Below are 21,862 nucleotides of genomic sequence, written 5' to 3' on the forward strand. Positions count from 1 at the left end.
TACGTTCTAGGTGATGTCGGTCAGCGCAATGCTCTGCTCTGAGCCTGCACCGCTTTTCTTTTCCCGGCGATCCACCAGCCAGTCATCCACCTGCCCGGAAAACTCCGGCGGGGCCTTGCGTCCGACCTTTCTCGCCAGATCAAGAATGGCGGTCTGGGCGAGGGCGTCTTCCATGCGTTTCTGCGCCGTCATCATCGCCCCATGCACCGCGCAGTGGCCGTCCAGCGCCCAGGCCGGCGCCGAGCCTTCGAACAAGGCGCAACGGCCACGAATCTCCCGGCAATCGAAGATCAGCTTCTGGCCGTCGATGGCGTTGACGATGTCCAGCAGGGTGATTTCATCCGCAGGCCTGGCCAGTTTGAAACCACCGCGTACGCCTTCAGTGGCCACCACCAGTTTGGCCTTGGCCAGTTTGGTGAAGATTTTCGCCAGGTAGTCCAGCGGTACGCCTTGCAGCTCTGCGAGGTCGCGCACGCTCGCCTCGCGGGAATCGCCGCCGTTGCCCACCAGAAAAAGCAGGCAATGAATGCCGTACTCAACACCTGCGCTGTAAAGAGACATAGGGATCTCCGACTAATATAGTCGCAAATATTAGCAGCGGAACAGGAGGGCGGCAACGCGCTTCATCGGGCGGTTAAGCGCTGCCGTTTATTTTTTGAAGGCCTGTTTGGTCGACGAGTGCCGGTGTAGAAGGATTGTGATAACCAATCTGATAAGCCGATGGGAATGATCAGTAAAGTTGACTTGTTTAGATTAAAGGCGATCAATACAGTCGTAGTTATCCGGTCAGGCAGCCGTCGGAACCCTGAACAATTTCACTACCTGGTTTTCCTCTCGGAGTTAAAAATGAAACTGCAGATTCTGGTCATTGGCGCAGGTTTCGGTGGCATGTGGACGGCATTGAGCGCCACGCGGTTGTTCGATATTCATGGGCACGACAGCGTTGAAGTGACCGTGCTGGCGCCTCAGGCGGAGCTTCGGGTGCGTCCGCGCTTCTACGAACCGAATGCTCATCAACTGGTCGCTCCGATTGGCGAGCTGTTCGATGCGGTGGGCGTGAAGTTCATCAAGGGCGCCGCCGAAACCATCGATGTCGAGCAAAAACGCGTCGGCTATATCGATGCATTGGCTGCCCAACAGGTGCTCAGCTACGACAAACTTGTTCTGGCTACTGGCAGCCGTCTCGCATCGCCGAACACTCCGGGGGTGGTCGAATTTGCATTCGACGTGGACCAGATTGAGCAAGCCGTGCGCCTGGAAAACCACCTAAAGTCCCTGGCCAACCTGCCAGACACCAAGGCTCGAAACACAGTCGTGGTGGCTGGCGGCGGCTTCACCGGGATTGAAACTGCGACTGAAATGCCCGCTCGTCTGCGAGCAATCCTGGGTCATCACGCCGACATCAACGTGATCATCATTGATCGCGGCGAAAAAGTCGGCGCGTCCATGGGCGCTGAAATCAGCCAGTCCATTGCCGAGGCGAGCACTGAGCTGGGCGTTAAATGGCAGCTGAAATCGTCGGTCGTAGCGGTCGATGAAAACGGTGTGACCCTGGCCGACGGTCAGCGCATCGAAGCCAAAACCGTAATCTGGACCACTGGCGTGCGAGCCAGCTCTTTGACCGAGCAGATCCCAGGCGAACGCGATCACCTTGGCCGCCTGCACGTGGACGCCCACCTGCAAGTCATCGGCCAGGACGATATCTTCGCCACAGGCGATGTGGCCTACGCGGCGAGCGACGACATCGGCAACCACGCGCTGATGACCTGCCAGCACGCCATCGTTCTTGGCCGTCACGCCGGCAACAACGTCGCCGCACAGATGCTCGGTGTCGACCCGACGCCGTACAGCCAACCCAAGTACGTAACATGCCTGGACCTGGGCGCCTGGGGCGCGGTCTACACCGAGGGTTGGGATCGTCAGGTCAAACTGGTAAAACAGGAAGGCAAGGCGCTGAAGACCCAGATCAATACCGTGTGGATTTACCCGCCAGCCGCCAATCGTGAGACCGCGTGGGCCGCCGCCGATCCTCTGATTCCGATTGCTTGAGGCATAGAAGTCCGCACAAATAGTGTTGATATATAAGGGCTTACGCGTTTAATTAACCGAACGGTGTGCAGAAACATATTGTTTCAAAGTGTTTTAGTAGGTTAATATCGCCCCGCGTTCACCACCACGGTTTATGCATTTTTAAGTCCCAGGCGTCCATCAGCTGCCTGGGATTTTTTTTTGCCCGCGATTTGGCATTCGTTGCTGCTTTTTGTTTCTGTGGGTATTGATCGTTAAATACTTCATATTCTAAAAAGGAATATATAAATCATTATTTATTCCTTTTGTTATCGCTCCTGTCGGTGCATTTTGAAGGCCTGCACCTCAGTGCGGTTTTGCCCCACATCAGACAGGAAGCCTCAACATGACCATCAAAGCGATCAACGTTCGTAACCAGTTCAAAGGCGTTATCAAGGAAATCCTGGAAGGTGAAGTGGTCTCGGAAATCGACGTGCAAACCGCGTCCGGCATCGTCACATCGGTGATCACTACCCGTTCCGTGCGCGATCTGGAATTGAAGATTGGCAGTGAAGTGATTGCGTTCGTGAAGTCCACCGAAGTGTCGATTGCCAAGCTCTGAAACTGAGTGAGCAGGCTCTTTGTGCCGAAGACTGCGTTCGCTTGTAGCAGCTGCCGAGGTACGAGGCTGCGTTCGGCTGCGAAGCAGTCGTGACATCAGGCGACGCGGTGTTTCAGGAAGACCGCGTGCTCAGGTTTTACGACTGCTTCGCAGCCGAACGCAGCCTCGCAAGCTCGACAGCTGCTACGAGCCGCATCTCTGCTACCGGGAAATCAACCCACGCTCAATCGCGTAATTAAGCAACGCCGCCGGCTTATCAATATTCAGTTTGCGGCGGATGCTCAGGCGATGGGTTTCGACCGTGCGTACGCTGATGTCGAGTTCCCGGGCCATTTCCTTGTTGTTCAGCCCCAACACCATTTTGCACAGCACCTCGCTCTCTCGCGGGGTCAGCTCGTTGTCGGCCGGCCGGTCAGCCGCCAGCTTCTGGGCGATTTCGGCGCTGTAGAACGTTCCGCCACTGGCAATCGCCTCGATGGCCGCGATGATTTCGCGGGATGGGGAATTCTTCAGCACGTAGCCGCTGGCGCCCGAGCGCACCGACTCGCTCACGTACTCGTTGTTGTCGTACATGCTGAGGATCAGGATCTTGATCGACGGGTGTTCGCGGCGCAGCAGCCGGGTCAGCTCCAGGCCGTTCATGTCCTTGAGGCCAATATCCACTAACAGCAAATCGGGTTGGGTTTCGCGGACCATGTCGACCGCGCTCGCACCGCTGTCGGCCTCGCCGACGATGGCGAGAAAATCCACCACCGCCAGCAAGGCGCGAATGCCGTCACGCACCAGTGAATGATCGTCGACCAGGGCGACACGGATCGGGAAGGGCAGGCTCATCAAGTCATTTCTCTTATTGTGTTGGCCGTCTCGCTCAAGGGCAGCAGAACATTCAGTTCACTTCGGCCCGGCGTGGAATGCAGGTCGAGTCGGCCACCGAAGTGCTCGACCCGCTCACGGATATTGCGCAGGCCGATACCGGCGTTCAGGCGGTCGACTCGATTGACGTTAAAGCCGATGCCGTCATCCACCACGATCAGTCGCAATGCCTGCGGCGATCCCTGCAGTGTGATCGACACCGTGCTGGCCTGGGCATGTCGTTCAATGTTGGTCAGCCCTTCCTGGGCGATGCGGAACACGGCGACGGCCGCACCGTCCACCAGATCGCAATCGATCAGGTCGCTTTCATAGTTCACTTGCAGACCACTGCGCTGCTGGAACTCGGCGGCCAACTGGCCGATGGCGGCCGGCAGGCCCAGGGTATCGAGCAGGGATGAACGCAAGTCATGGGAAATGCTCCGTACCTCGCCGATGGCACTGCCCAGGCGTTCTGTGGCCTCGCGCAAAATGTCCAGGCCATTGTCCCGACCGGCCTCGATCAGGTGACTGGCCAATTCGAACTGAAACTTGATCGAGACCAGCAACTGGCTGATGCCGTCATGCAGTTCACGGGAGACCCGTGAGCGTTCCTCTTCTTGCAAGCTGACGATGCGCTGATTCAGTCGCTGCAGTTTTTTGTCGGCCAGGCGATGTTCGCTGACGTTCAGGGTCATGCCGCTGATAAACACCAGCAGCACGGCAATCAGCGCCACCGCCGCGATGGCCAGCATGGTGCCGTGGATACCATTGGCGACTTCATCTCGGGCTTGTTGGGTCGCCTGTTCGACGTCTTCGAGGTAGATGCCGGTGCCGAGCATCCAGCCCCAGCGGTCCAGCATGACGACGTAGGCGAGCTTGTCGGTGACCGCGCCGGTCGAGGGTTTTTTCCAGGCGTAGCGTTGGAACCCGGCGCCGGATTCGGCGCTTTTCAGCAACGCCTGAATCACCGGCAGGCCGTGGGGATCGGTCATGTCCCACAGGTATTTGCCCACCAGTTCCGATTGCCGCGCGTGCATCAGGCTGCGGCCCTGGCGGTCGTAAACGAAGAAATAGCCATCGACCCCGAAGCTGAGTTTTCGCAGTTCTTCGAGCACCCGCTGCTGGGCCACAGCATCGCCGTGGCCATCGTCATACAGCGGCTCGATCAGGCTCTTGGCCATTTCCACGTAGTTTTTCAGCTCCGCGCGTTTGCTGGCGAGAATGCTGTCCTCGATCAACTGCGCCTGCTGTTCGCCCAGCTGTCGATTCTGGAACATGACCAAGGCGCAAATGACCGCAATCGCCAGGATCAGCGGCAGAATGCCCAGGGCAACAATTTTGTGTTTGAGCTGCATATCTACTCCTGTCCAGACCGGGCGACGGTGCGGCAGGGCCGTTGGTGGGTGTCGTGGTGGGGGCATGATAGGCCAAAAAGACCTGCACTTCGCCAGTGCCAAGCGCCGTCGGACTAATGGATAAACCCGGTCTGCGTAGTACTACGTAGAAGGGCCTTACGTAGTACTGCGGATTCCGCTGGTGGCGACATGCGCGGATATTAGGCGGGCTCGTATAACGGGCACCATTATAAAAATTATCGCCGCGGCCTATCGGACTGCCGGCAGGAGACACGCAATGACCCGTCTGGTTAAACACCTCGCCTGGTTTGTCGTGGCTGTCATTGGAGCGATTGCGCTGAGTGTTGTGGCCCTGCGCCGCGGCGAAGCGATCAACGCCCTCTGGATCGTCGTCGCCGCCATCGCCATCTACCTCGTTGCCTACCGCTATTACAGCCTGTTCATCGCCAACAAGGTGATGCAACTCGATCCCAATCGAGCCACTCCCGCCGTACTCAACAATGATGGCCTGGACTACGTCCCGACCAACAAACACATCCTTTTCGGTCACCACTTCGCGGCGATTGCTGGCGCGGGGCCTTTGGTCGGTCCGGTGTTGGCGGCGCAGATGGGCTACTTGCCCGGTACGCTGTGGCTGATTGCCGGTGTGGTATTTGCCGGTGCGGTTCAGGACTTCATGGTCCTGTTCCTCTCCACCCGCCGCAACGGTCGCTCCCTGGGTGACATGGTCCGTGAAGAAATGGGCCGCATCCCCGGGACCATCGCGCTGTTTGGCTGCTTCCTGATCATGATCATCATCCTAGCGGTGCTGGCGCTGATCGTGGTCAAGGCCCTGGCCGATAGCCCGTGGGGCATGTTCACGGTGATGGCGACCATCCCGATCGCGATGTTCATGGGCGTGTACATGCGCTACATCCGCCCGGGCCGCATTGGTGAAATCTCGGTGATCGGCGTGGCGTTGCTGCTCGGTTCGATCTTCGTGGGCGGGCAGATTGCTGCTGATCCAGCCTGGGCCAAGGTCTTCAGCTTTACCGGTGTGCAGATCACCTGGATGCTGATCGGTTATGGTTTTGTTGCCGCCGTGCTGCCCGTTTGGCTGATCCTCGCGCCGCGTGACTACCTGTCGACCTTCCTGAAAATCGGCACCATCCTGGCGTTGGCGGTCGGGATCCTGATCACCATGCCTGAGCTGAAAATGCCGGCGCTGACCCAATTCATCGATGGCACCGGGCCGGTGTGGAAGGGCGGTCTGTTCCCGTTCCTGTTCATCACCATCGCTTGTGGCGCGGTCTCGGGTTTCCACGCGCTGATCGCCTCCGGCACCACGCCGAAACTGCTCGCCAGCGAAGGCCATGCCCGTTACATCGGTTACGGCGGCATGCTGATGGAATCCTTTGTCGCCATCATGGCCATGGTTGCTGCTTCGGTGATCGAGCCGGGCGTGTACTTCGCCATGAACAGCCCTGCTGCCGTGGTCGGTGGTGATGTGATTCAAGTGGCACAAACCGTCAGCAGCTGGGGTTTTGCGATTACTCCGGAAGCCCTGCAAGCGGTGGCCCATGACATCGGTGAAACCACCATCCTCGCCCGTGCCGGCGGTGCACCGACCCTGGCGGTGGGTATCGCGCAGATTCTGCACAGCGTGTTGCCAGGTGAGAACACCATGGCGTTCTGGTACCACTTCGCGATCCTGTTTGAAGCGCTGTTCATCCTGACCGCCGTCGATGCCGGCACCCGAGCCGGACGTTTCATGCTGCAGGACTTGCTCGGCTCCTTTGTCCCGGCGCTCAAACGCACGGAATCCTGGACCGCCAACCTGATTGCCACTGCCGGTTGTGTCGCGATGTGGGGCTACTTGCTCTACCAAGGCGTGATCGATCCACTGGGCGGCATCAACACCTTGTGGCCGCTGTTCGGCATCTCCAACCAGATGCTCGCCGGCATCGCGTTGATGCTCGCCACGGTTGTGCTGATCAAAATGAAACGCCAGCGCTACATCTGGGTGACCATGCTGCCAGCCGTGTGGCTGCTGATCTGCACCACGACGGCGGGCTTCATCAAGCTGTTCGACGCGAATCCTGCGATCGGCTTCCTGGCCCTGGCCAAGAAATACAGCGACGCCTTGGCCAACGGCCAGATTCTCGCCCCGGCCAAGGACATCAACCAGATGCAGCACGTGATCTACAACGCGTATACCAACGCAACGTTGACCGCGCTGTTCCTGTTCGTGGTGTTCAGCATCCTGTTCTATGCGCTCAAGGTTGGCATCGCCGCTTGGGGCAGCAAAGAACGCACGGATAAAGAGTCGCCCTTCCAGGCTGTGCCGGACGCGTGATCGAGGATTGCAACCATGTTCAATGACCTGAGTCGCCTCGGTAAATACCTCGGTCAGGCCGCGCGTCTGATGGTCGGCATGCCCGACTACGACAACTACGTCGAGCATATGCAAACCAAACACCCGGACAAACCGGTGATGAGCTATGAGATGTTCTTCCGGGAACGTCAGGAAGCGCGTTACGGGAGTAAGGCTGGGCCGAAGTGTTGTTAAACCTGTAGGAGCCAGGCTTGCCGGCGAAAGCGATCTTCAGGACGCCTTCGCCGGTAAACATGACTTCTGTAGGGGCAGGGCTTGCCCGCGATAGCGATCTTGAGGACGCCATCGCCGGCAAGCCTGGCTCCTACAATTTCGTTTTTTGGTGTCAGTGCCCCTGATTGCTTTTGATCAATTCATAAGCCCGCCGCACCAGCGGATTCACCGTATTCGGCCGAATCCACAAGTGATACGTCACGTCCGGCAACCTCGGCAACCCATCGTTTTCCCCCAGTACCCGCATGTCCGGCCCGAGCATTTCCATGCTTCTTGGGGTCACGCCCAACCCTGCGCGAGTGGCGGCCTTGATCCCGATCAGGTTCGACGCCAGGTACGCCTGGCGCCAGGGAATGTTCGCCCGTTCCAAAGCCTCCAGCGCATAACGCCGATAGATGCTTGGCTCATCCACCAGAATCAGCGGCAACGGTTCGCCAGGGTTGTGGATGTACTGCGCCGAGCAGATCCACCACACCGGCGAGGTGCGCAGGGCGAAGCCTTCAAGACTCGGATCGGCGCGGGTGGAAATCACCATATCGACCTTGCCCCGGTGCAGGTCATCCATCAAAAACGGACTGCGCCCGACATCGATCTCCAGACGTAAACGCGGTGCTGAGCGGGCGATGTGGCTGAGCATCGGCGGCAGGATGGTGTCGGCGATGTCGTGGGGCGAACCGATGCGCAGCACGCCGCTCAAGCTGCTTTCACGCAGGGAATTGAGCGCGTCGTCGTTGAGTGAAAGCATCTGCCGGGCATGGCGTAACAACTGCTGACCGGCCTCCGTGAGCTGCTTTTGCCGCCCGCGCTTCTCGAACAGGCTCACGCCCACCTGTTGCTCCAGGCGTTGCATGTGCTGGGTAACCGACGATTGCGTGCGGGCCAGTTGCGCGCCGGCTTCGGCAAAACTGTGGTGGTCGACCACGGCAATGAAGGTGCGCAGTAATTCGAGATCGAGGGTCGACATGGGGCTGCTTTTTATATCAAGGGCAGGAAGCTAAACATTACATATTTTTATGTGTTGGCTGCCAGAAATTTTATCGAATGACGGTTGATGCCAATAAAGTCGGGGTTATAAGCATTTTGCTCTGAGCAGAAACACCGCAAGTTATAACGATATTAGATATTTGTATTTCCGTTACCTCAACGCTGTACCCAGGATGCCCACTCATCAGGTCGGGGTACGCCGATCATCCATGAGGGGAAATCCATGTTGTTCGAGCGCTCACCCGTAAAACGATTGTTGCCTGTGATGCTGGGCGCCTTGATCTCCTTGTCCGGCATCAGCGCCGCCCAGGCCGATGCCACCCTCGACAAGATTGAGCAACGCCATGTGTTGGTGGTCGGCGTGCTGCTGTCCGGCGGCCCGTTTGGCGGGATCGATCCCACCAGCCAGAAACCTCGCGGCTTGAACGTCGACCTCGCTAACGAGCTGGGCCGACAACTCGGCGCCGAAGTGCAATTGGTGCCGGTACTTCCCGCCAACCGCGTGCAGTTCCTGCAACAGGGCAAAGTCGATTTGCTGATCGCCAACATGGAATGGACCACCGACCGCGGTGAAATCCTCGGCTTTGTGCCGACGCCGTTCTACCGCGTCGGTGGCACCGCCGCCGTGCTTAAGGACAGCAAGATCACTCGCTGGGAAGACCTGAAGAACCAACCAGTCTGCACCTCCCAGGGCAGCAGCTACGTCAAGCCGCTGACCGAGTTGGGTGCCGAGATCAAGGCATTCAAGAGTTCGTCGGAATCCTTGCTGGCTCTGCGCGGCAACAACTGCGTCGCCGCCGTGCACGACGCCACGCTGATCAATCCATTGATCGCCGACACCGCCGAATGGCAGGGCTACCGCGCCATCGAGCCGGAACTGAACCCCGCGCCGTCGGTGATCTGGACCCGTCGTGGCGAAAGCGACACCCAGGCCAGACTCGATCCGATCATCAAGGAACTGCACCGCAGCGGCTGGCTGATCGAAGCCCAGACCCGCAACCACATCACCCCGGCATCCCCGGCGTTGGTCGAGTTGCAGAAACAATTCCAGGCCAACGGCGCCTGAGCCCGGCACTTCATCGTTTTCCACCGACCGTCGCTCAAGGTAGCCGTGCATGAAGCCACTTTTTTCCGCTAGAACCCTGACCACCCTGTGCCTGGCCGGGTGCGCCACGCTGGCCGCCAACTTCGCTCAGGCCGACGCCACCCTGGACAAGATCGAGCAACGCCACGTCATAAACGTCGGGGTGATTCTCAGTGGCCCGCCATTTGGCACCATTGACCCGAAGACCGGCGAACACTTGGGCTACAACGTTGAACTGGCCAAAGGCATCGGCAAGGCGCTCGGGGTTGAAGCCAAGACTGTTTCCGTCCTGGCACCGAACCGCGTGCAGTTCCTGCAACAGGGCAAGGTCGACATTCTGATCGCCAACATGCAGTTCACTGAAGAGCGCGCCGAGATTCTCGACTACGTGCCGACGCCCTATGAAGAAGTCGGCGGCGCCGCACTGATTCGCAAGGGCGCGGGCATCACCCAGTGGGCCGACCTGAAGGGCAAACCGGTGTGCGTGTCCCAGGGCAGTAACTTCATCAAGCCGTTGCAGGAAACCTACGGCGCCGAGATCAAGGCCTTCCGCAGCCAGTCGGAATCGCTGTTGTCCCTGCGCGGTAACGGTTGCGTGGCGGCGGTGCATGTCAGCCCGACCATGCATGCGTTGTTGAGTGATGCCGAATGGGCCGGTTATGAAATTCCGCTGCCGGGGGATCTGATCCCGTCGAACTCGGTGATCTGGATTCGCAAGGGCGAGCACGATACCCAGGCCAAACTCGATGCCATCGTCCGCGACTGGCATCGCAGCGGCTGGCTGATCGCCTTGGGTGAGCGCACCGGCATGGCGCCGTCCCAAGCCCTGCGTGATCTGCATGAGCAATATCGAAACGCCGCACCACTGGCGGTTCAGCCATGAGTCAGGGGTTGTTCGAGACATTGCAGCAATTGCTCGGCGCCAGTCATGTGCAAAGCAGCGAAGAGGCTGCGCCGTACCTGACGGACAAGCAGGGTCGCTACGTCGGCCAAGTGATCGCCGCCGTGCACCCGGCCAACACCGAGGAAGTCGCGGCGGTGGTCCGCGCCTGCGTGGCCAATGACACGCCGATGGTGGTGCAGGGCGGCAACACCGGTTTGATGGGCGGTGCGACCCCGGACGCCAGTGGTCGCGCCGTGTTGCTGTTGCTCGATCGGCTAAATCGCATTCGAGCCGTAGACACCGACAACGACACCCTGACCGTCGAGGCCGGCTGCATTCTGCAAACCGTGCAGGACGTGGCGCGCAACGCTGGGCGCCTGTTCCCGCTGAGTCTCGGCGCCGAAGGCAGCTGCACGATTGGCGGCAACCTCGGCACGAACGCCGGTGGCACCGCAGTGCTGCGTTATGGCAACACCCGCGAGCTGACGTTGGGCCTGGAAGTGGTCACCGCTCAGGGCGAAATCTGGAATGGCCTGCGCGGTTTGCGCAAGGACAACACCGGCTACGATCTGCGAGACCTGTTTATCGGCAGCGAAGGCACCCTCGGCATTATCACCGCCGCGACCCTAAAACTCTTTCCGCTGCCCAAGGCCCAGGCTACGGCGTTGTTGGCCTTCGACTCGTTGGCCCAAGCGGTGGCGTTCCTGTCCCATGCCCGCGCCGGTTTCGGTGCCAGCCTGACCGCATTCGAATTGCTCAGCGCCGATTGCCTGGCGTTGCTGCGCGAACAATTTCCCCAAGGCCCGCAACCGTTTCTCGGCGCGGTGCAGCCGTGGTTTGCGCTGTTGGAACTCTCCGACAACCACAGCGAAAGCCACGCCCGCGAAGCCTTCGAAACGGTGCTGGGCGAAGCCTTTGAGCAGGAGCTGTTGGCCAATGCGCTGATCGCCGAAAGCCTGGCCCAGAGCGAAGGTCTGTGGCTGCTTCGGGAGAACATGAGCGAGGCGCAAAAACGTGCTGGTCGCAACATGAAGCACGACATCTCGGTGCCGATTTCCCAGGTTGTGGCGTTCGTCGCCCACACCGATGGGCTGCTGCAGAAGCATTTTCCCGGTGTGCGGAATTTCACCTTCGGCCATTTGGGCGACGGCAACCTGCATTACAACGTCGCGCATCCACTGGATTCGACGGTTGAGGCGCACATGGCGAACTACGCGGCGCTCAGCCTGTTGGTCCACGACAGCGCCCATGCCCACGGCGGCTCGATCAGCGCCGAACACGGCATCGGCCAGCGCAAAGTCGGTTTGCTGGAGCGCTACAAGAGCCCGGTCGAACTCGACCTGATGCGCCGGATCAAGCACGCCCTGGACCCGAAAAACCTGCTCAATCCGGGCAAGGTCGTGGAGGTATCCAAGCCATGAATCTGCGCCTGTCCAAACGCGTGCAGCGCGTATCGCTGTCGGCCAACGCGGCGGCCAAATCCCAAGCCACGGCATTGCGCGAAACCGGTCGCGACATCCTCGACCTGACCACCGGCGAGCCGGATTTCGACACCCCGGAACACATCAAACAAGCGGCTTACGCTGCCATCGCCGCTGGCGCCACCAAGTACACACCGACGCCGGGAGTGAAGGCGTTACGGATCGCGGTGCAACGCAAACTCCAGCGCGAAAATCGGCTGGATTACCCATTGGAATCCATCGTGATTGCCAACGGCGCCAAGCAGATCATCTTCAACGCCTTCGCCGCGACCCTTGATGACGGCGACGAAGTGCTGGTGCCGACCCCGTACTGGCCGTCGTTCCCGGACAGCGTGCGTTTCAATGGCGGCGAGCCGGTGTTTATCGAGTGCGGGTTGGTGCAAGGCTGCAAACTGACGCCGCAACAGCTTGAACAGAACATTGGCGAGCGAACCCGCTGGCTGATTCTCAACGGCCCCGGCAACCCGAGCGGCGCGGTCTACAGCGCCAGCGAGTTGCAAGGCTTGGCCGAAGTGCTGCGTCGGCATCCGCAGGTGCTGATTCTGTTGGATGAACTCTACGAACATATCCGTTTTGATGGCCAACCAGCGCAGAGCCTGCTCAACGTCGCGCCGGATTTACAGCCGCGTTGCCTGTTGGTGGGCGGGGTGTCCAAGACCTACGCCATGACCGGTTGGCGCATTGGTTTTGGTGCCGGGCCACAACCGTTGACCAGTGCGATGGCAGTGGTGCAATCGCAATCAACCTCCGGGGCTTCTTCGGTCGGACAAGCCGCCGCGTTGGCAGCCTTCGATGGCGGGCTGGATTTCTTGCCGGAACAGGTTGCGGCCTATCAGCAACGGCGAGATTTACTGGTCAGTGCCTTAAGCGAAGTGGACGGGCTGGAGGTGCTTGAGCCTCAGGGCGGTTTTTTCGTGTTCGTGCGCTGTGAAGGTTTGTTGGGGCGTTATCGCCCGAACGGAATCCGCCTCAACAGTGACGCCGATGTCATCGCGTACTTGCTGGAGGAGGGCGTCGCCGGAGTAGCAGGCAGCGCTTACGGCTTGTCGCCGTGGTTCCGTCTTTCCATCGCCACCGCAACCGACAGTGTCGCCGAAGCCGGCCGCCGCATCGCCCACGCCTGCGGGCAATTGCGGGGCGAAGCATGAGTCATCTGTTGGAGCTGTTCGTCCACTGGACCGCCGGGTTCGGCCTCAATTACAACTTCCTTCTGGACGCCTACCAGCGCGGCACATTGGAGCAAGGCGCGCTGACCACCGCGCTGCTGTGCCTATTCACCATCGTCGGTAGCTTGTTGGCGGGTGTCGGCTTGGCGGCGATGCTGACCTCGGGCAAACCCTGGCTGGCCAGACCGGCGCGGGTGTTCATCGAAGTCACCCGCAACACGCCGACCCTGGTGCAACTGTATTGCGCCTTCCTGGTGTTGAACATGCTGCTGACCCAGGCCGTCGGCGCGGCCAACCCGCTAACGCCGTTCGCTTGGGTAGTGATCGTGATCTCGTTGCACAAGGGCGCGTTCCACGCCGAAGCCTTGCGCGCCGGCATCGAGGCGGTGCCGGCGGTAACCCTGGAAGCCGCCAGCTCCCTGGCGTTCAGCAGCCGTCAGTTGCTATTGAATGTGCAACTGCCGCTGGCGTTGCGTTTTGCCTTGCCTTCGCTGATCAACAACCTGATCGACCTGGTGAAGATGACCGCCGTGGCCTCGGCCATCGCCGTGGGCGACATCACCTACGCGGCGATCATGATCTGGACCCAAAGCGACAACGTGCTGGAGCTGATGATCCTGATCCTGAGCTTTTTCGGCCTGCTGAGTTTTATCGTCAATTGTGTGGGGCGTCTGCTTGAAGCGCGCCTGAGGATGCCCGGCTATGGCCATTGAATCGTCCGTCAGCGCACCGCTGGCCTGGCCGCGCCGGCATGTCGGCAAGTTGCTGTTGTTGGCTGGCGCTGTGCACTTTCTTCTGTATTTCGCACCGCAAAGTCCGGTGTTCAAGGCCTTGCTGCAATGGTCGCCGGCCCTGGCCGTGGGCTTTGGCCAGAACATTCTGATCAGCCTGGTGGCGATCGGCCTGGGCTCGGTGCTCGGGTTGTTGGTGGGTGCGCTGGCGGTGTCGCCGCTGCGTCTGTTGCGCTTGCCGGCGCAGATCTGGGTGCAGATTTTTCGCAACGCACCGTGGCTGGTGCTGATCTATTTCACCACCTACGTGTTCCCGTTCGAGATCAAGCTCGGCAGCACCTACGTCTCGTTCCCGGACTGGGTCAAGGTCACCATTGGCCTGGCCTTGCCGGCGAGCGCCAACGTCGCGGAAATCTTCCGTGGCGCCATCGACTCGATCCCCAGCACCCAATGGGAAGCCGCGCGGTCCCTGGCCTTCACCCGAGGGCAGATTTTCCGCTCGATCATCCTGCCGCAGTGCTTCAAACGCATGTTGCCGCCGTGGATGAACCTCTACGCGGTGATCACCATGGGCACGGCGCTGGCTTCGCTGGTGGGCGTACATGATGTGATCGACACCGCGCAGATCGCCAGCAACACCGTGAACCTGACCGGTTTCACCGTGGTGATTTACCTGAGCCTGCTGGTGTTGTTCTTTGCCTATTGCTACCCGATTTCCCGACTGACCCAACGCCTGGAGCGACGTTATGCCTTCTATTGAAACCGTCGCCGAGCCCCTGGTCAGCCTGCGCGATCTGCACCTGTCGTTCGGCGCCAACCCGGTGCTCAAGGGCATCGACCTCGACGTCCATCGCGGCCAGGCCGTATCGATCATCGGCCCGTCCGGCTCTGGCAAATCGACGATCCTGCGCTGCATCACCGGCCTGTTGCAGCCCCAGCGCGGCAGCATCCGCGTCGGCAGCACCGAGGTGCACACCTTGGCCAAGGAGGCCCAGCGCATCGAGTTGCGTAAACGTGTGGGCTTTGTGTTCCAGCAGTACAACCTGTTCCCGCATTTGTCGGTGCTGGAAAACCTGGTGATTGCGCCGCGCAAGGTGCTGGGACGCAACCGGGCCGACGCCGAGAAAGAAGCCCGGTCCCTGCTGGCCAAAGTGCGCATGGAGCACAAGGCCGACGCTTATCCGGGGCAGTTGTCCGGCGGTCAGCAGCAGCGAGTAGCAATCGCCCGCGCCTTGGCCATGCGCCCGGAATTGATTCTGTTCGATGAAGTGACCTCCGCCCTCGATCCGGAAACCGTCGGCGAAGTGCTGACGGTGATTCGCGAGCTGACTGAAGAGGGCATGACCTGCGTGCTGGTGACCCACGAAATGCGCTTCGCCGAAGAAATCAGCGACATCGTCTACTTCACCGAAAACGGCGTGATCGTCGAACACGGCAGCGCCGCGCAAATCTTCCAGCACCCGAGCAGCGAACGCACCCAAGAGTTTTTGCGCCATGCCTTGGGTGATCCGGGCCGCCGCCCGGCGACTGCCAATGATCCGTACCTGTTGACCAACCTGAGCCGCTACAGCCTGTCCGTGTAACACCGAGGAGCTAATTCATGAGTACCGATAACCGTGCCGTCGTCATCGAGGATTTCCTCAAGAAAATCCGTGTCATCAATCAGCGGGGCGTCGACCGCTCCGCGCTGGTGGAAATTGTCACCTTGCTCGAAACCCTGGCCGAGCGCCGGGATCTGTTCAACTTCGACGCGTTCCCGGCGCCTGTGCCGGGGCAGGGCAGCACTGCGTTCCGCTACCGCCTCAATGACGATGGTGACACGCCGACTTTGTACTTGAATTCGCTGTTGCCGGGCAAAAGCACGATCCCGCACAACCACGAGACCTGGGCGATCATCAGCGCTGTCGAAGGCCAGGAAATCAACTACGTCTACGGCCGTAGTGACGAAGGTCGCGAGCCTGGTTTCACGACTTTGCACCTGGAGAAAGAAGTGATCGTGCAGCCGGGCACGTCGATCTCATTCCTCGGTGAAGACCTGCATGGGATTCGGGTCGATGGCGAACACGCGACCCTGCATTTCCACCTCTACGGCTTGCCGCTGGAATCCCTCAATGGTCGCTACGGCGTCGAGGCTGACGGGCGCATTCTCAATTACAACGCCTCGCAAATGGCGCCGTCGATCAAGGCCTACGCATGATCGATTTGTACTACTGGCCCACCGGCAACGGGTTGAAGATCGGCATCCTGCTCGAAGAGCTCGGGCTGGAATACCGAGTGTTGCCGATCAATATCCGTGAAGGCGAGCAGAAGCGGGCGGCGTTCCAGCGCATCAGCGCCAATGGGCGGATTCCGGCGATTGTCGATCATGCGCCAGAAGGGTTGGAGGCTCCGCTGAGTCTGTTCGAATCCGGCGCGATCCTCAATTACCTGGCCGACAAGGCCGGGCGTTTTCTGCCACCAACGGGGACGGCCGAGCGGCAAAAGGTTCAAGAATGGCTGTTCTGGCAGGTCGGGCATGTGACGCCGTACCTGAGCCAGTTGCAGCTGTTCAAGGAGAAGGCGCCGGAACCGATTCCGTTCGCCCTCGACCTGCTCAACGCCGAGGCGACGCGGTTGTATCGAGTACTGGAAACGCGGCTGTCTGAAGTGCCGTTTGTGGCGGGCGAATACTCCATTGCCGACATGGCGATCTTCCCGTGGATTCAGCCGCTGCGACAGGGCCAGGACCTGGTGGACCATCCGCAGATCCATGCCTGGCGCGAACGTCTCAAGGCTCGGCCGGCGATTCAGCGCGCCTATGCCAAGGGCCACGACATCGCCGCCAACGAGCGTTCCCTCGCGCTTCAATAACTCTAATTTTCAAACGGGACTCCCATGAGCCAGACCGTAACTCCAGGGCAATTGCAGCAGTGGCTGTTCGATGGGCAGGAAATCGCCCTGTTTGACGTGCGTGAGCATGGCCAATATGGCGAAGCCCATCTGTTTTTCGGGGTGAACCTGCCCTACAGCCGCCTGGAGCTGGAGGTTGGGCGCCTGGCGCCGAATTCTCAGGTACGGCTGGTGATTTATGACCAGGACGGAGGTGACGTTGCGGCGCGCGCCGCCAAGCGTTTGCGGGCGTTGGGCTATGGCCACGTACATATTCTCGACGGCGGTGCCGATGGCTGGCAGGCAGCGGGTTTTCAACTGTTTGCCGGGGTGCATGTGCCATCCAAGGCCTTTGGCGAGTTGGTGGAAGAGGCCAGTCATACGCCTCACGTAACCGCCACACAGTTGGCCGAATGGCAAGCCCGGGGCGAGCCCTTGGTGGTGCTCGACGGTCGGCCGTTTGATGAATACCGCAAGATGACCATTCCCGGCTCGGTGTGCTGCCCGAACGGCGAACTGGGCTATCGCGTCCACGATCTGGTGCCGGACGAGAGCACGCCGATCGTGGTCAATTGCGCCGGTCGTACCCGCAGCATTATCGGCGCGCAGACGTTGATCAACCTCGGAGTGAAGAACCCGGTCTATGCCCTGGAAAACGGCACTCAGGGTTGGTATCTGGAAGACTTTCAGCTGGAGCATGGCAGCACTCGGCGGTATGCCGATGAGGTGTCAACCGATGCCTTGCCGGGGCAGCGTATGGCCGCCGCCCAGCTGGCGGAAAAGGCTGGGGTGAAAACTGTCGGGGCTGCTCAAGTAGAAGCGTGGGCGTCGGATAATGGGCGCAGCCTGTTCCTGTGCGACGTGCGCACCGCCGAGGAGTTTGCCGCCGGCAGTTTGTCGGGTGCGCAACACACGCCGGGCGGGCAGTTGATTCAATCCACCGATTTGTACATCGGCGTGCGTCGGGCGCGGTTGGTGTTGATCGACAGTGATGGCGTGCGTGCGCCGATTGTCGCCAGTTGGCTGCGGCAGTTGGGGCATGAGGCTTATGTGCTTGAGGGCGGCGTGGGCAGTTCTTTGGCGTTGCCTTTATCTGAATCCGTTGCGCCTGAAGCATTGCCATTGATCACGGCGCAGGCCTTGGCTGATGCGTTGAAGGACGATGCCGTCGCGCTGATCGATCTGCGCCCGAGCGTGGTTTATCGCAAAGGTCATATCGGCGGGGCGCGTTGGTCGATCCGTTCGTTGCTGGCGGCTGATGTGGCCGGGGAGCAACGGCCGTTGGTGTTGCTGGCGGATGATCCGCGACTGGCGGCTTTCTCGGCACTGGAATTGCCTGAGCATCAGCGTCAGCTAACCCGGTACGCCTGGAATGTGGCAGGACTTGCCCTGCAAGAGGACGCCAACACACCGCCCGACGAGCAGTGCATCGATTTCCTGTTTTTCACCCACGACCGCCATTCCGGCAACAAGGACGCGGCGCGTCAGTACCTGGCCTGGGAAATCGGCTTGCTGGCGCAGATGAGCGAAGACGAAATCGCCAGCCTCAAGCCGCTGAAAGCTTCCAATGGTGACCGGATCCGCACTCGTCTGGTCCATTCAGCACGTACTGAAAAGGGCAACGGCGGGCGAGCGGTCAACGTTCCAGTCACACGATTAAGCACCGTGCTGTTCGACAACCTCGCACAAATGCGCGACGCCCGTTCCCGTCGCGACCACGAGCGCGTCCTGAGCTACGGCGCGCGGGGCAACCCGACGGCATTCGCCCTGGAAGATCTGGTCACGGAACTTGAGGGCGGCTACCGAACACGCTTGTTCGGCACCGGCCTGGCGGCGGTCGCGCAAACCTTCCTGGCCTACCTGCGCCCCGGCGACCATGTACTGATCACCGACGCCGTGTACTCCCCGGTGCGGCGCCTGGCCCGGGATGTTCTCGAACCGTTCGGCATCCAGGTCAGCTACTTCGCGCCTGACGCCAGCGACCTGCAATCGCAGCTGCAAGCCAACACCAAAATGGTCTACACCGAAGTGCCCGGTTCGTTGCTGTATGAACTCTGCGACCTGCCGGCCCTCGCCGCGCTGTGCAAACCGCGCGGCATCCTCCTGGCCGTGGACAACACGTGGGGCTCGGGTTATCTGTACCGGCCGCTGACCCTCGGCGCGGACATCTCGATCATGGCCCTGACCAAATACTTGTGCGGCCACAGCGATGTGGTCATGGGCAGCGTCTGCACCCGGCAGGACGTCTGGCAACCGCTGGCGGCCATGAGCGACACCTTCGGCAACGCCGTCAGTCCCGACGACGCCTATCTGGTGCTGCGCGGCGCCCGCACCCTGGCGTCGCGTCTGGACGTCCACGAACGCCAGGCGCTGGAAATCGCGCACTGGCTACAGGCTCAACCCGAGGTGAAGCGGGTGTTCCATCCCGCGTTGCCCGATCACCCCGGCCACGCCCTGTGGCTGCGCGACTTCAAGGGCAGCAACGGCTTGCTCTCGTTCGAACTGCGCAACGCCGACGAAAGTTACGTCGAGCGCTTCATTGATGCGCTTCAGCTGTTTGGCCTGGGCGCGTCCTGGGGCGGCTACGAAAGCCTGGTCACGGTCGCCGAACTCAAGGAGCGCGATAGCGAGCAGGATCGCGCGCTCAGTCCGGTGCTGCGATTGCACATCGGGCTGGAGGATGTCGAGGCGTTGATCGAGGATCTGCAGCGGGGATTCGCTGCGGCGGGGTAAACCCGAGGTCGAGGCAGCGAATCGGTGAGGCGCGGCAGTTACCAGAGTTTGTCGCCTTTAGCCGGATCTGCGTTGCGCCGATCCGGGCCAGTGGGGTTGCCGATGTTCACGAGTCTTCTTTCCAGCAGAACATTCTGAAGCGCCTGCCGTGCCGTCGGGTCCAACTGATGCTCGCGCTCCTTGAGTTCAAGCAGGATAGGGCTGGACCAGGCGCGATAGGTTTGCTCGGCAATACGAACGGGGGTCATCTATCTCTCCTTGATAAAACGCGCACCGTTGAAGTGGGCGCTGTTTGATGAGGTAGAAACGTTAGTTGAGGAAAGGGGTTATTGCCAGCCATCGGTCCGGCTGATTCCTGGCCACGACCTGAAAAACACTGTCCCCCACGCCAAAAGCCACGTAACTTACCGCGCAAAATAATTAGACATTTAAGGATGATGCGCGTGGGGGCTTTTCGACTGCTGCTGGCGGTGCTTGTGGCGATTTCACATATGGGCGTGACGTTTGCGGGGCTCAATCCCGGCGTTGTTGCGGTGATTTCCTTTCTGATCATCAGCGGCTTTGTGATGACGTCCCTGATCGAGAGGAACTACAACGCTCCTGAGCAATTTCCATTGTTTTACGTGGATCGACTGTTGCGGCTCTACCCGCAGTTTCTGCTCTACTTCGTCGCTTCCTGCGTGGTGATTTATTTCCAGTTGCCCGGTACGCCGCAAGCGGCAGCGCTGACCGTCAAAAATATCGCCTGGAGCCTGACGATCGTTCCGCTGGATTTCTATATGTTTGGCTTCACCGTGCCTGAGGTCCTGCCAGCGGCCTGGTCGTTGGGTCTCGAGATGTGTTTCTACCTGCTGATTCCGTTTCTGATCGTCTACAAGCTGCGAGGCCTCGCGTTTGCGTTGTCAGTGGCGGTGTTCATGGTTGCTTCGCTGGGCTACATCGACACCGACGTCTACGGTTACAGACTGCTGCCCGGCGTTCTGTTTATCTTCCTTTGCGGCAGCTATATGTACAGGTTGCGGGCCAGAGGCGGAATGATGGTTGCCACCACCGCCATCATTGCAGCGCTGATGTTCGCAGCCATTGTCGCGGGGATCATTCCTCGACGACCTTTCAACGCCGAGGTGACCGCAGGCATCGCCTTGGGCGTGCCGGCCGTGTTCTTGCTGAGCAGGCTGAAATACCACCGCATCGATGAATTACTGGGCAACATCAGCTATGGCGTGTTTTTGAATCACTTTGTGGTGATGTATTTCCTGCGGGGATTCTGGCCTGTTACCTTCAGCGTTTCGACGGTGCTGCTGCTCTCGTTTTTGCTGAGCGGCGTGTCGTATTACTGCGTCGAACGGCCGGCGCTGAAGCTCCGCCACGCGATACGGAAGGGTGCGGGATATGGCGCCGTTCGAGAGCAGCGAAGTGGAAGCGCCGCTTAGGGGAATACTTGTCGCACGCTGAATGTCGAGTCATTCGGCGTGCGACAAAGTGGGTGTCGGCTCAGGCGCAGGCCTGGCCGAGGTGGTTGTCTTGCGCTGCGGTGATCAAGTGCAGTGGAACGTGCTCTTGTGCATCGACGCAGGGGACTTCGAAATGGCCCACTATCTGGAGATGTCGCTCACTCAATTCGGTCGACTCTTGTGCCTTTGCCATAGCCATTCTCGCGTGGTTCGCTGCGATTTCATTGAGAGTTGACACGTTACATCTCCGGGGGGACTGACCAAGCTGATTGTGATTGCCGCCGCGTCAGAATTACGTCGTTCTGGGGCAGTTAGACCGGCCTTTGCAATCCCCACGCCAGACAGGCCCGCGCATGACGCCCCTCCTTTTTACAGGCGACGAATGGTGTCATCCCGTGCCTGTTCAAGCTCACCGACCGTCAGACTGCTTGAATTATCGGTTATGCCCAGACTCCATTGATCGAGGGGCAATTGTTCCTCAATGGCGGTGAACTCCGCGCTGAGGCAAGTTAATGACATCGTTCGAAGATTTCAGAACCCAATCACATGCGCTCTTGATCGAGCTGGATGCCGCGACGATGGGAATGATGACGTTGGTGACATCAAAATGCGTTTCAGGGCCGGAATGGGACGCGGCCACGAAAAGACAGCACGATGCTTACGAACGCTGGAACGCCTTCCTCAATATCCCCGGCTAGTTCCTGCTGGTCGGGCGTAAATTGGCCATGCACTTCAACAAGAGGAGCCGCACATGGACGCCGACCAAGTGAACAAGCAAGCGTCGGAGCAAAGAGTCTGGGATCGGTACTTCTGCGCTGCGTTGATTGCAGAGAGTCATCTGACAGCACCCATTGTCGGAGAGACTACTCACGAAGACCGGCAAAACCTTTTGGTTGAACGGGCCAAGGCACTCGCCGACAAAATGCTGGAAAACAGAAAATAACCGGAGCCCAGCCATCGCGCTGGGCTTTTCATTTGCGTGCGATACCGGTGATCGGCCGCTGTGAATCATTTACCGAATGCAGGCTCAATCCTCCTGAAGCATTTGCTTCTCT

General features: G+C 59.9%; 23 protein-coding genes. 17 read left to right on the forward strand and 6 right to left on the reverse strand.

Translation table 11 applies throughout. The features are described from left to right. Positions 1-6: 6 nt before the first annotated feature. The gene (locus ACA071_RS14005) at positions 7-561 is read right to left on the reverse strand and encodes an RrF2 family transcriptional regulator (protein WP_497644889.1); all 555 of its coding nucleotides are present in this window, start codon (positions 559-561) and stop codon (positions 7-9) included. Between the two features lie 285 nt (positions 562-846). Between ACA071_RS14005 and ACA071_RS14010 the strand changes: the two genes are divergently transcribed. Beyond that, positions 847-2,049, forward strand: coding sequence for an NAD(P)/FAD-dependent oxidoreductase (locus ACA071_RS14010; RefSeq protein ID WP_497644890.1), 1,203 nt, complete (start codon positions 847-849; stop codon positions 2,047-2,049). Between the two features lie 364 nt (positions 2,050-2,413). Beyond that, on the forward strand, positions 2,414-2,629 hold the full coding sequence (locus ACA071_RS14015; protein ID WP_034150404.1) for a TOBE domain-containing protein: 216 nt from the start codon (positions 2,414-2,416) through the stop codon (positions 2,627-2,629). A gap of 201 nt (positions 2,630-2,830) precedes the next feature. Here the strand turns inward: ACA071_RS14015 and ACA071_RS14020 are convergent, their stop codons facing one another. Beyond that, positions 2,831-3,463: a response regulator gene (locus ACA071_RS14020; protein WP_497644891.1), complete on the reverse strand. Its 633-nt coding sequence runs from the start codon at positions 3,461-3,463 to the stop codon at positions 2,831-2,833. Further along, positions 3,463-4,836, reverse strand: a complete 1,374-nt coding sequence (locus ACA071_RS14025; protein ID WP_497644892.1) for a cache domain-containing protein — start codon at positions 4,834-4,836, stop codon at positions 3,463-3,465. Before ACA071_RS14025 ends, ACA071_RS14020 begins: the two co-directional genes overlap by 1 nt. Before the next feature lie 277 nt (positions 4,837-5,113). On the opposite strand from ACA071_RS14025, the gene ACA071_RS14030 reads away from it, so the two are divergent. Both ACA071_RS14030 and ACA071_RS14035 read left to right on the forward strand, forming a co-directional pair. Continuing rightward, entirely contained in the window at positions 5,114-7,171 is a 2,058-nt protein-coding gene (locus ACA071_RS14030; RefSeq protein ID WP_497644893.1) for a carbon starvation CstA family protein, read from the forward strand. A gap of 15 nt (positions 7,172-7,186) precedes the next feature. Further along, positions 7,187-7,384 carry a YbdD/YjiX family protein gene (locus tag ACA071_RS14035; protein WP_201119648.1) on the forward strand — a complete coding sequence of 66 codons (198 nt, stop codon included), beginning with the start codon at positions 7,187-7,189 and terminating at the stop codon, positions 7,382-7,384. Positions 7,385-7,535: 151 nt separating this feature from the next. Here the strand turns inward: ACA071_RS14035 and ACA071_RS14040 are convergent, their stop codons facing one another. Further along, a complete protein-coding gene (locus ACA071_RS14040; RefSeq protein ID WP_497644894.1) occupies positions 7,536-8,387 on the reverse strand; it encodes a LysR substrate-binding domain-containing protein in 852 nt (283 codons plus the stop codon). A gap of 243 nt (positions 8,388-8,630) precedes the next feature. On the opposite strand from ACA071_RS14040, the gene ACA071_RS14045 reads away from it, so the two are divergent. Genes ACA071_RS14045 through metC form a run of 10 tightly spaced genes read left to right on the forward strand, consistent with a single transcriptional unit; the run spans position 8,631 to position 19,353 of the window. Beyond that, a complete protein-coding gene (locus ACA071_RS14045) occupies positions 8,631-9,473 on the forward strand; it encodes a transporter substrate-binding domain-containing protein (RefSeq protein WP_497644895.1) in 843 nt (280 codons plus the stop codon). 49 nt (positions 9,474-9,522) lie between these two features. Then, on the forward strand, positions 9,523-10,374 hold the full coding sequence (locus ACA071_RS14050; RefSeq protein ID WP_497644896.1) for a transporter substrate-binding domain-containing protein: 852 nt from the start codon (positions 9,523-9,525) through the stop codon (positions 10,372-10,374). Beyond that, positions 10,371-11,795: an FAD-binding oxidoreductase gene (locus ACA071_RS14055; protein ID WP_497644897.1), complete on the forward strand. Its 1,425-nt coding sequence runs from the start codon at positions 10,371-10,373 to the stop codon at positions 11,793-11,795. Before ACA071_RS14050 ends, ACA071_RS14055 begins: the two co-directional genes overlap by 4 nt. After that, positions 11,792-13,003 carry an aminotransferase class I/II-fold pyridoxal phosphate-dependent enzyme gene (locus ACA071_RS14060; RefSeq protein ID WP_497644898.1) on the forward strand — a complete coding sequence of 404 codons (1,212 nt, stop codon included), beginning with the start codon at positions 11,792-11,794 and terminating at the stop codon, positions 13,001-13,003. The genes ACA071_RS14055 and ACA071_RS14060 overlap by 4 nt, the downstream gene beginning before the upstream one ends. After that, entirely contained in the window at positions 13,000-13,734 is a 735-nt protein-coding gene (locus ACA071_RS14065) for an amino acid ABC transporter permease (protein WP_497644899.1), read from the forward strand. Before ACA071_RS14060 ends, ACA071_RS14065 begins: the two co-directional genes overlap by 4 nt. Then, the gene (locus ACA071_RS14070) at positions 13,724-14,512 is read left to right on the forward strand and encodes an amino acid ABC transporter permease (RefSeq protein WP_497644900.1); all 789 of its coding nucleotides are present in this window, start codon (positions 13,724-13,726) and stop codon (positions 14,510-14,512) included. Before ACA071_RS14065 ends, ACA071_RS14070 begins: the two co-directional genes overlap by 11 nt. Beyond that, positions 14,499-15,335 (forward strand): amino acid ABC transporter ATP-binding protein, encoded by an 837-nt coding sequence (locus ACA071_RS14075; protein ID WP_497644901.1) that lies wholly within the window; start codon positions 14,499-14,501, stop codon positions 15,333-15,335. The genes ACA071_RS14070 and ACA071_RS14075 overlap by 14 nt, the downstream gene beginning before the upstream one ends. A gap of 17 nt (positions 15,336-15,352) precedes the next feature. Then, entirely contained in the window at positions 15,353-15,949 is a 597-nt protein-coding gene (locus ACA071_RS14080) for a cysteine dioxygenase family protein (RefSeq protein ID WP_497644902.1), read from the forward strand. Further along, entirely contained in the window at positions 15,946-16,602 is a 657-nt protein-coding gene (locus tag ACA071_RS14085) for a glutathione S-transferase N-terminal domain-containing protein (protein ID WP_497644903.1), read from the forward strand. The genes ACA071_RS14080 and ACA071_RS14085 overlap by 4 nt, the downstream gene beginning before the upstream one ends. Positions 16,603-16,626: 24 nt before the next feature. After that, positions 16,627-19,353, forward strand: a complete 2,727-nt coding sequence (metC, locus tag ACA071_RS14090; RefSeq protein ID WP_497644904.1) for a cystathionine beta-lyase — start codon at positions 16,627-16,629, stop codon at positions 19,351-19,353. A 38-nt stretch (positions 19,354-19,391) separates the two neighbouring features. Here metC and ACA071_RS14095 read toward each other — a convergent pair whose 3' ends face one another. Continuing rightward, entirely contained in the window at positions 19,392-19,601 is a 210-nt protein-coding gene (locus tag ACA071_RS14095) for a hypothetical protein (RefSeq protein ID WP_497644905.1), read from the reverse strand. 195 nt (positions 19,602-19,796) lie between these two features. Here ACA071_RS14095 and ACA071_RS14100 point away from each other — a divergent pair, with 195 nt between their 5' ends. Then, positions 19,797-20,786, forward strand: a complete 990-nt coding sequence (locus ACA071_RS14100; protein WP_497644906.1) for an acyltransferase family protein — start codon at positions 19,797-19,799, stop codon at positions 20,784-20,786. Between the two features lie 61 nt (positions 20,787-20,847). On the opposite strand, the gene ACA071_RS14105 is transcribed toward ACA071_RS14100, so the two are convergent. Next, a complete protein-coding gene (locus tag ACA071_RS14105; protein ID WP_497644907.1) occupies positions 20,848-21,045 on the reverse strand; it encodes a hypothetical protein in 198 nt (65 codons plus the stop codon). A 274-nt stretch (positions 21,046-21,319) separates the two neighbouring features. On the opposite strand from ACA071_RS14105, the gene ACA071_RS14110 reads away from it, so the two are divergent. Next, on the forward strand, positions 21,320-21,505 hold the full coding sequence (locus ACA071_RS14110; RefSeq protein WP_497644908.1) for a hypothetical protein: 186 nt from the start codon (positions 21,320-21,322) through the stop codon (positions 21,503-21,505). 53 nt (positions 21,506-21,558) lie between these two features. Continuing rightward, entirely contained in the window at positions 21,559-21,750 is a 192-nt protein-coding gene (locus ACA071_RS14115; RefSeq protein WP_497644909.1) for a hypothetical protein, read from the forward strand. The last annotated feature ends 112 nt before the right edge of the window (positions 21,751-21,862 follow it).

It is taken from the genome of Pseudomonas sp. LBUM1646 (genome assembly GCF_059716165.1).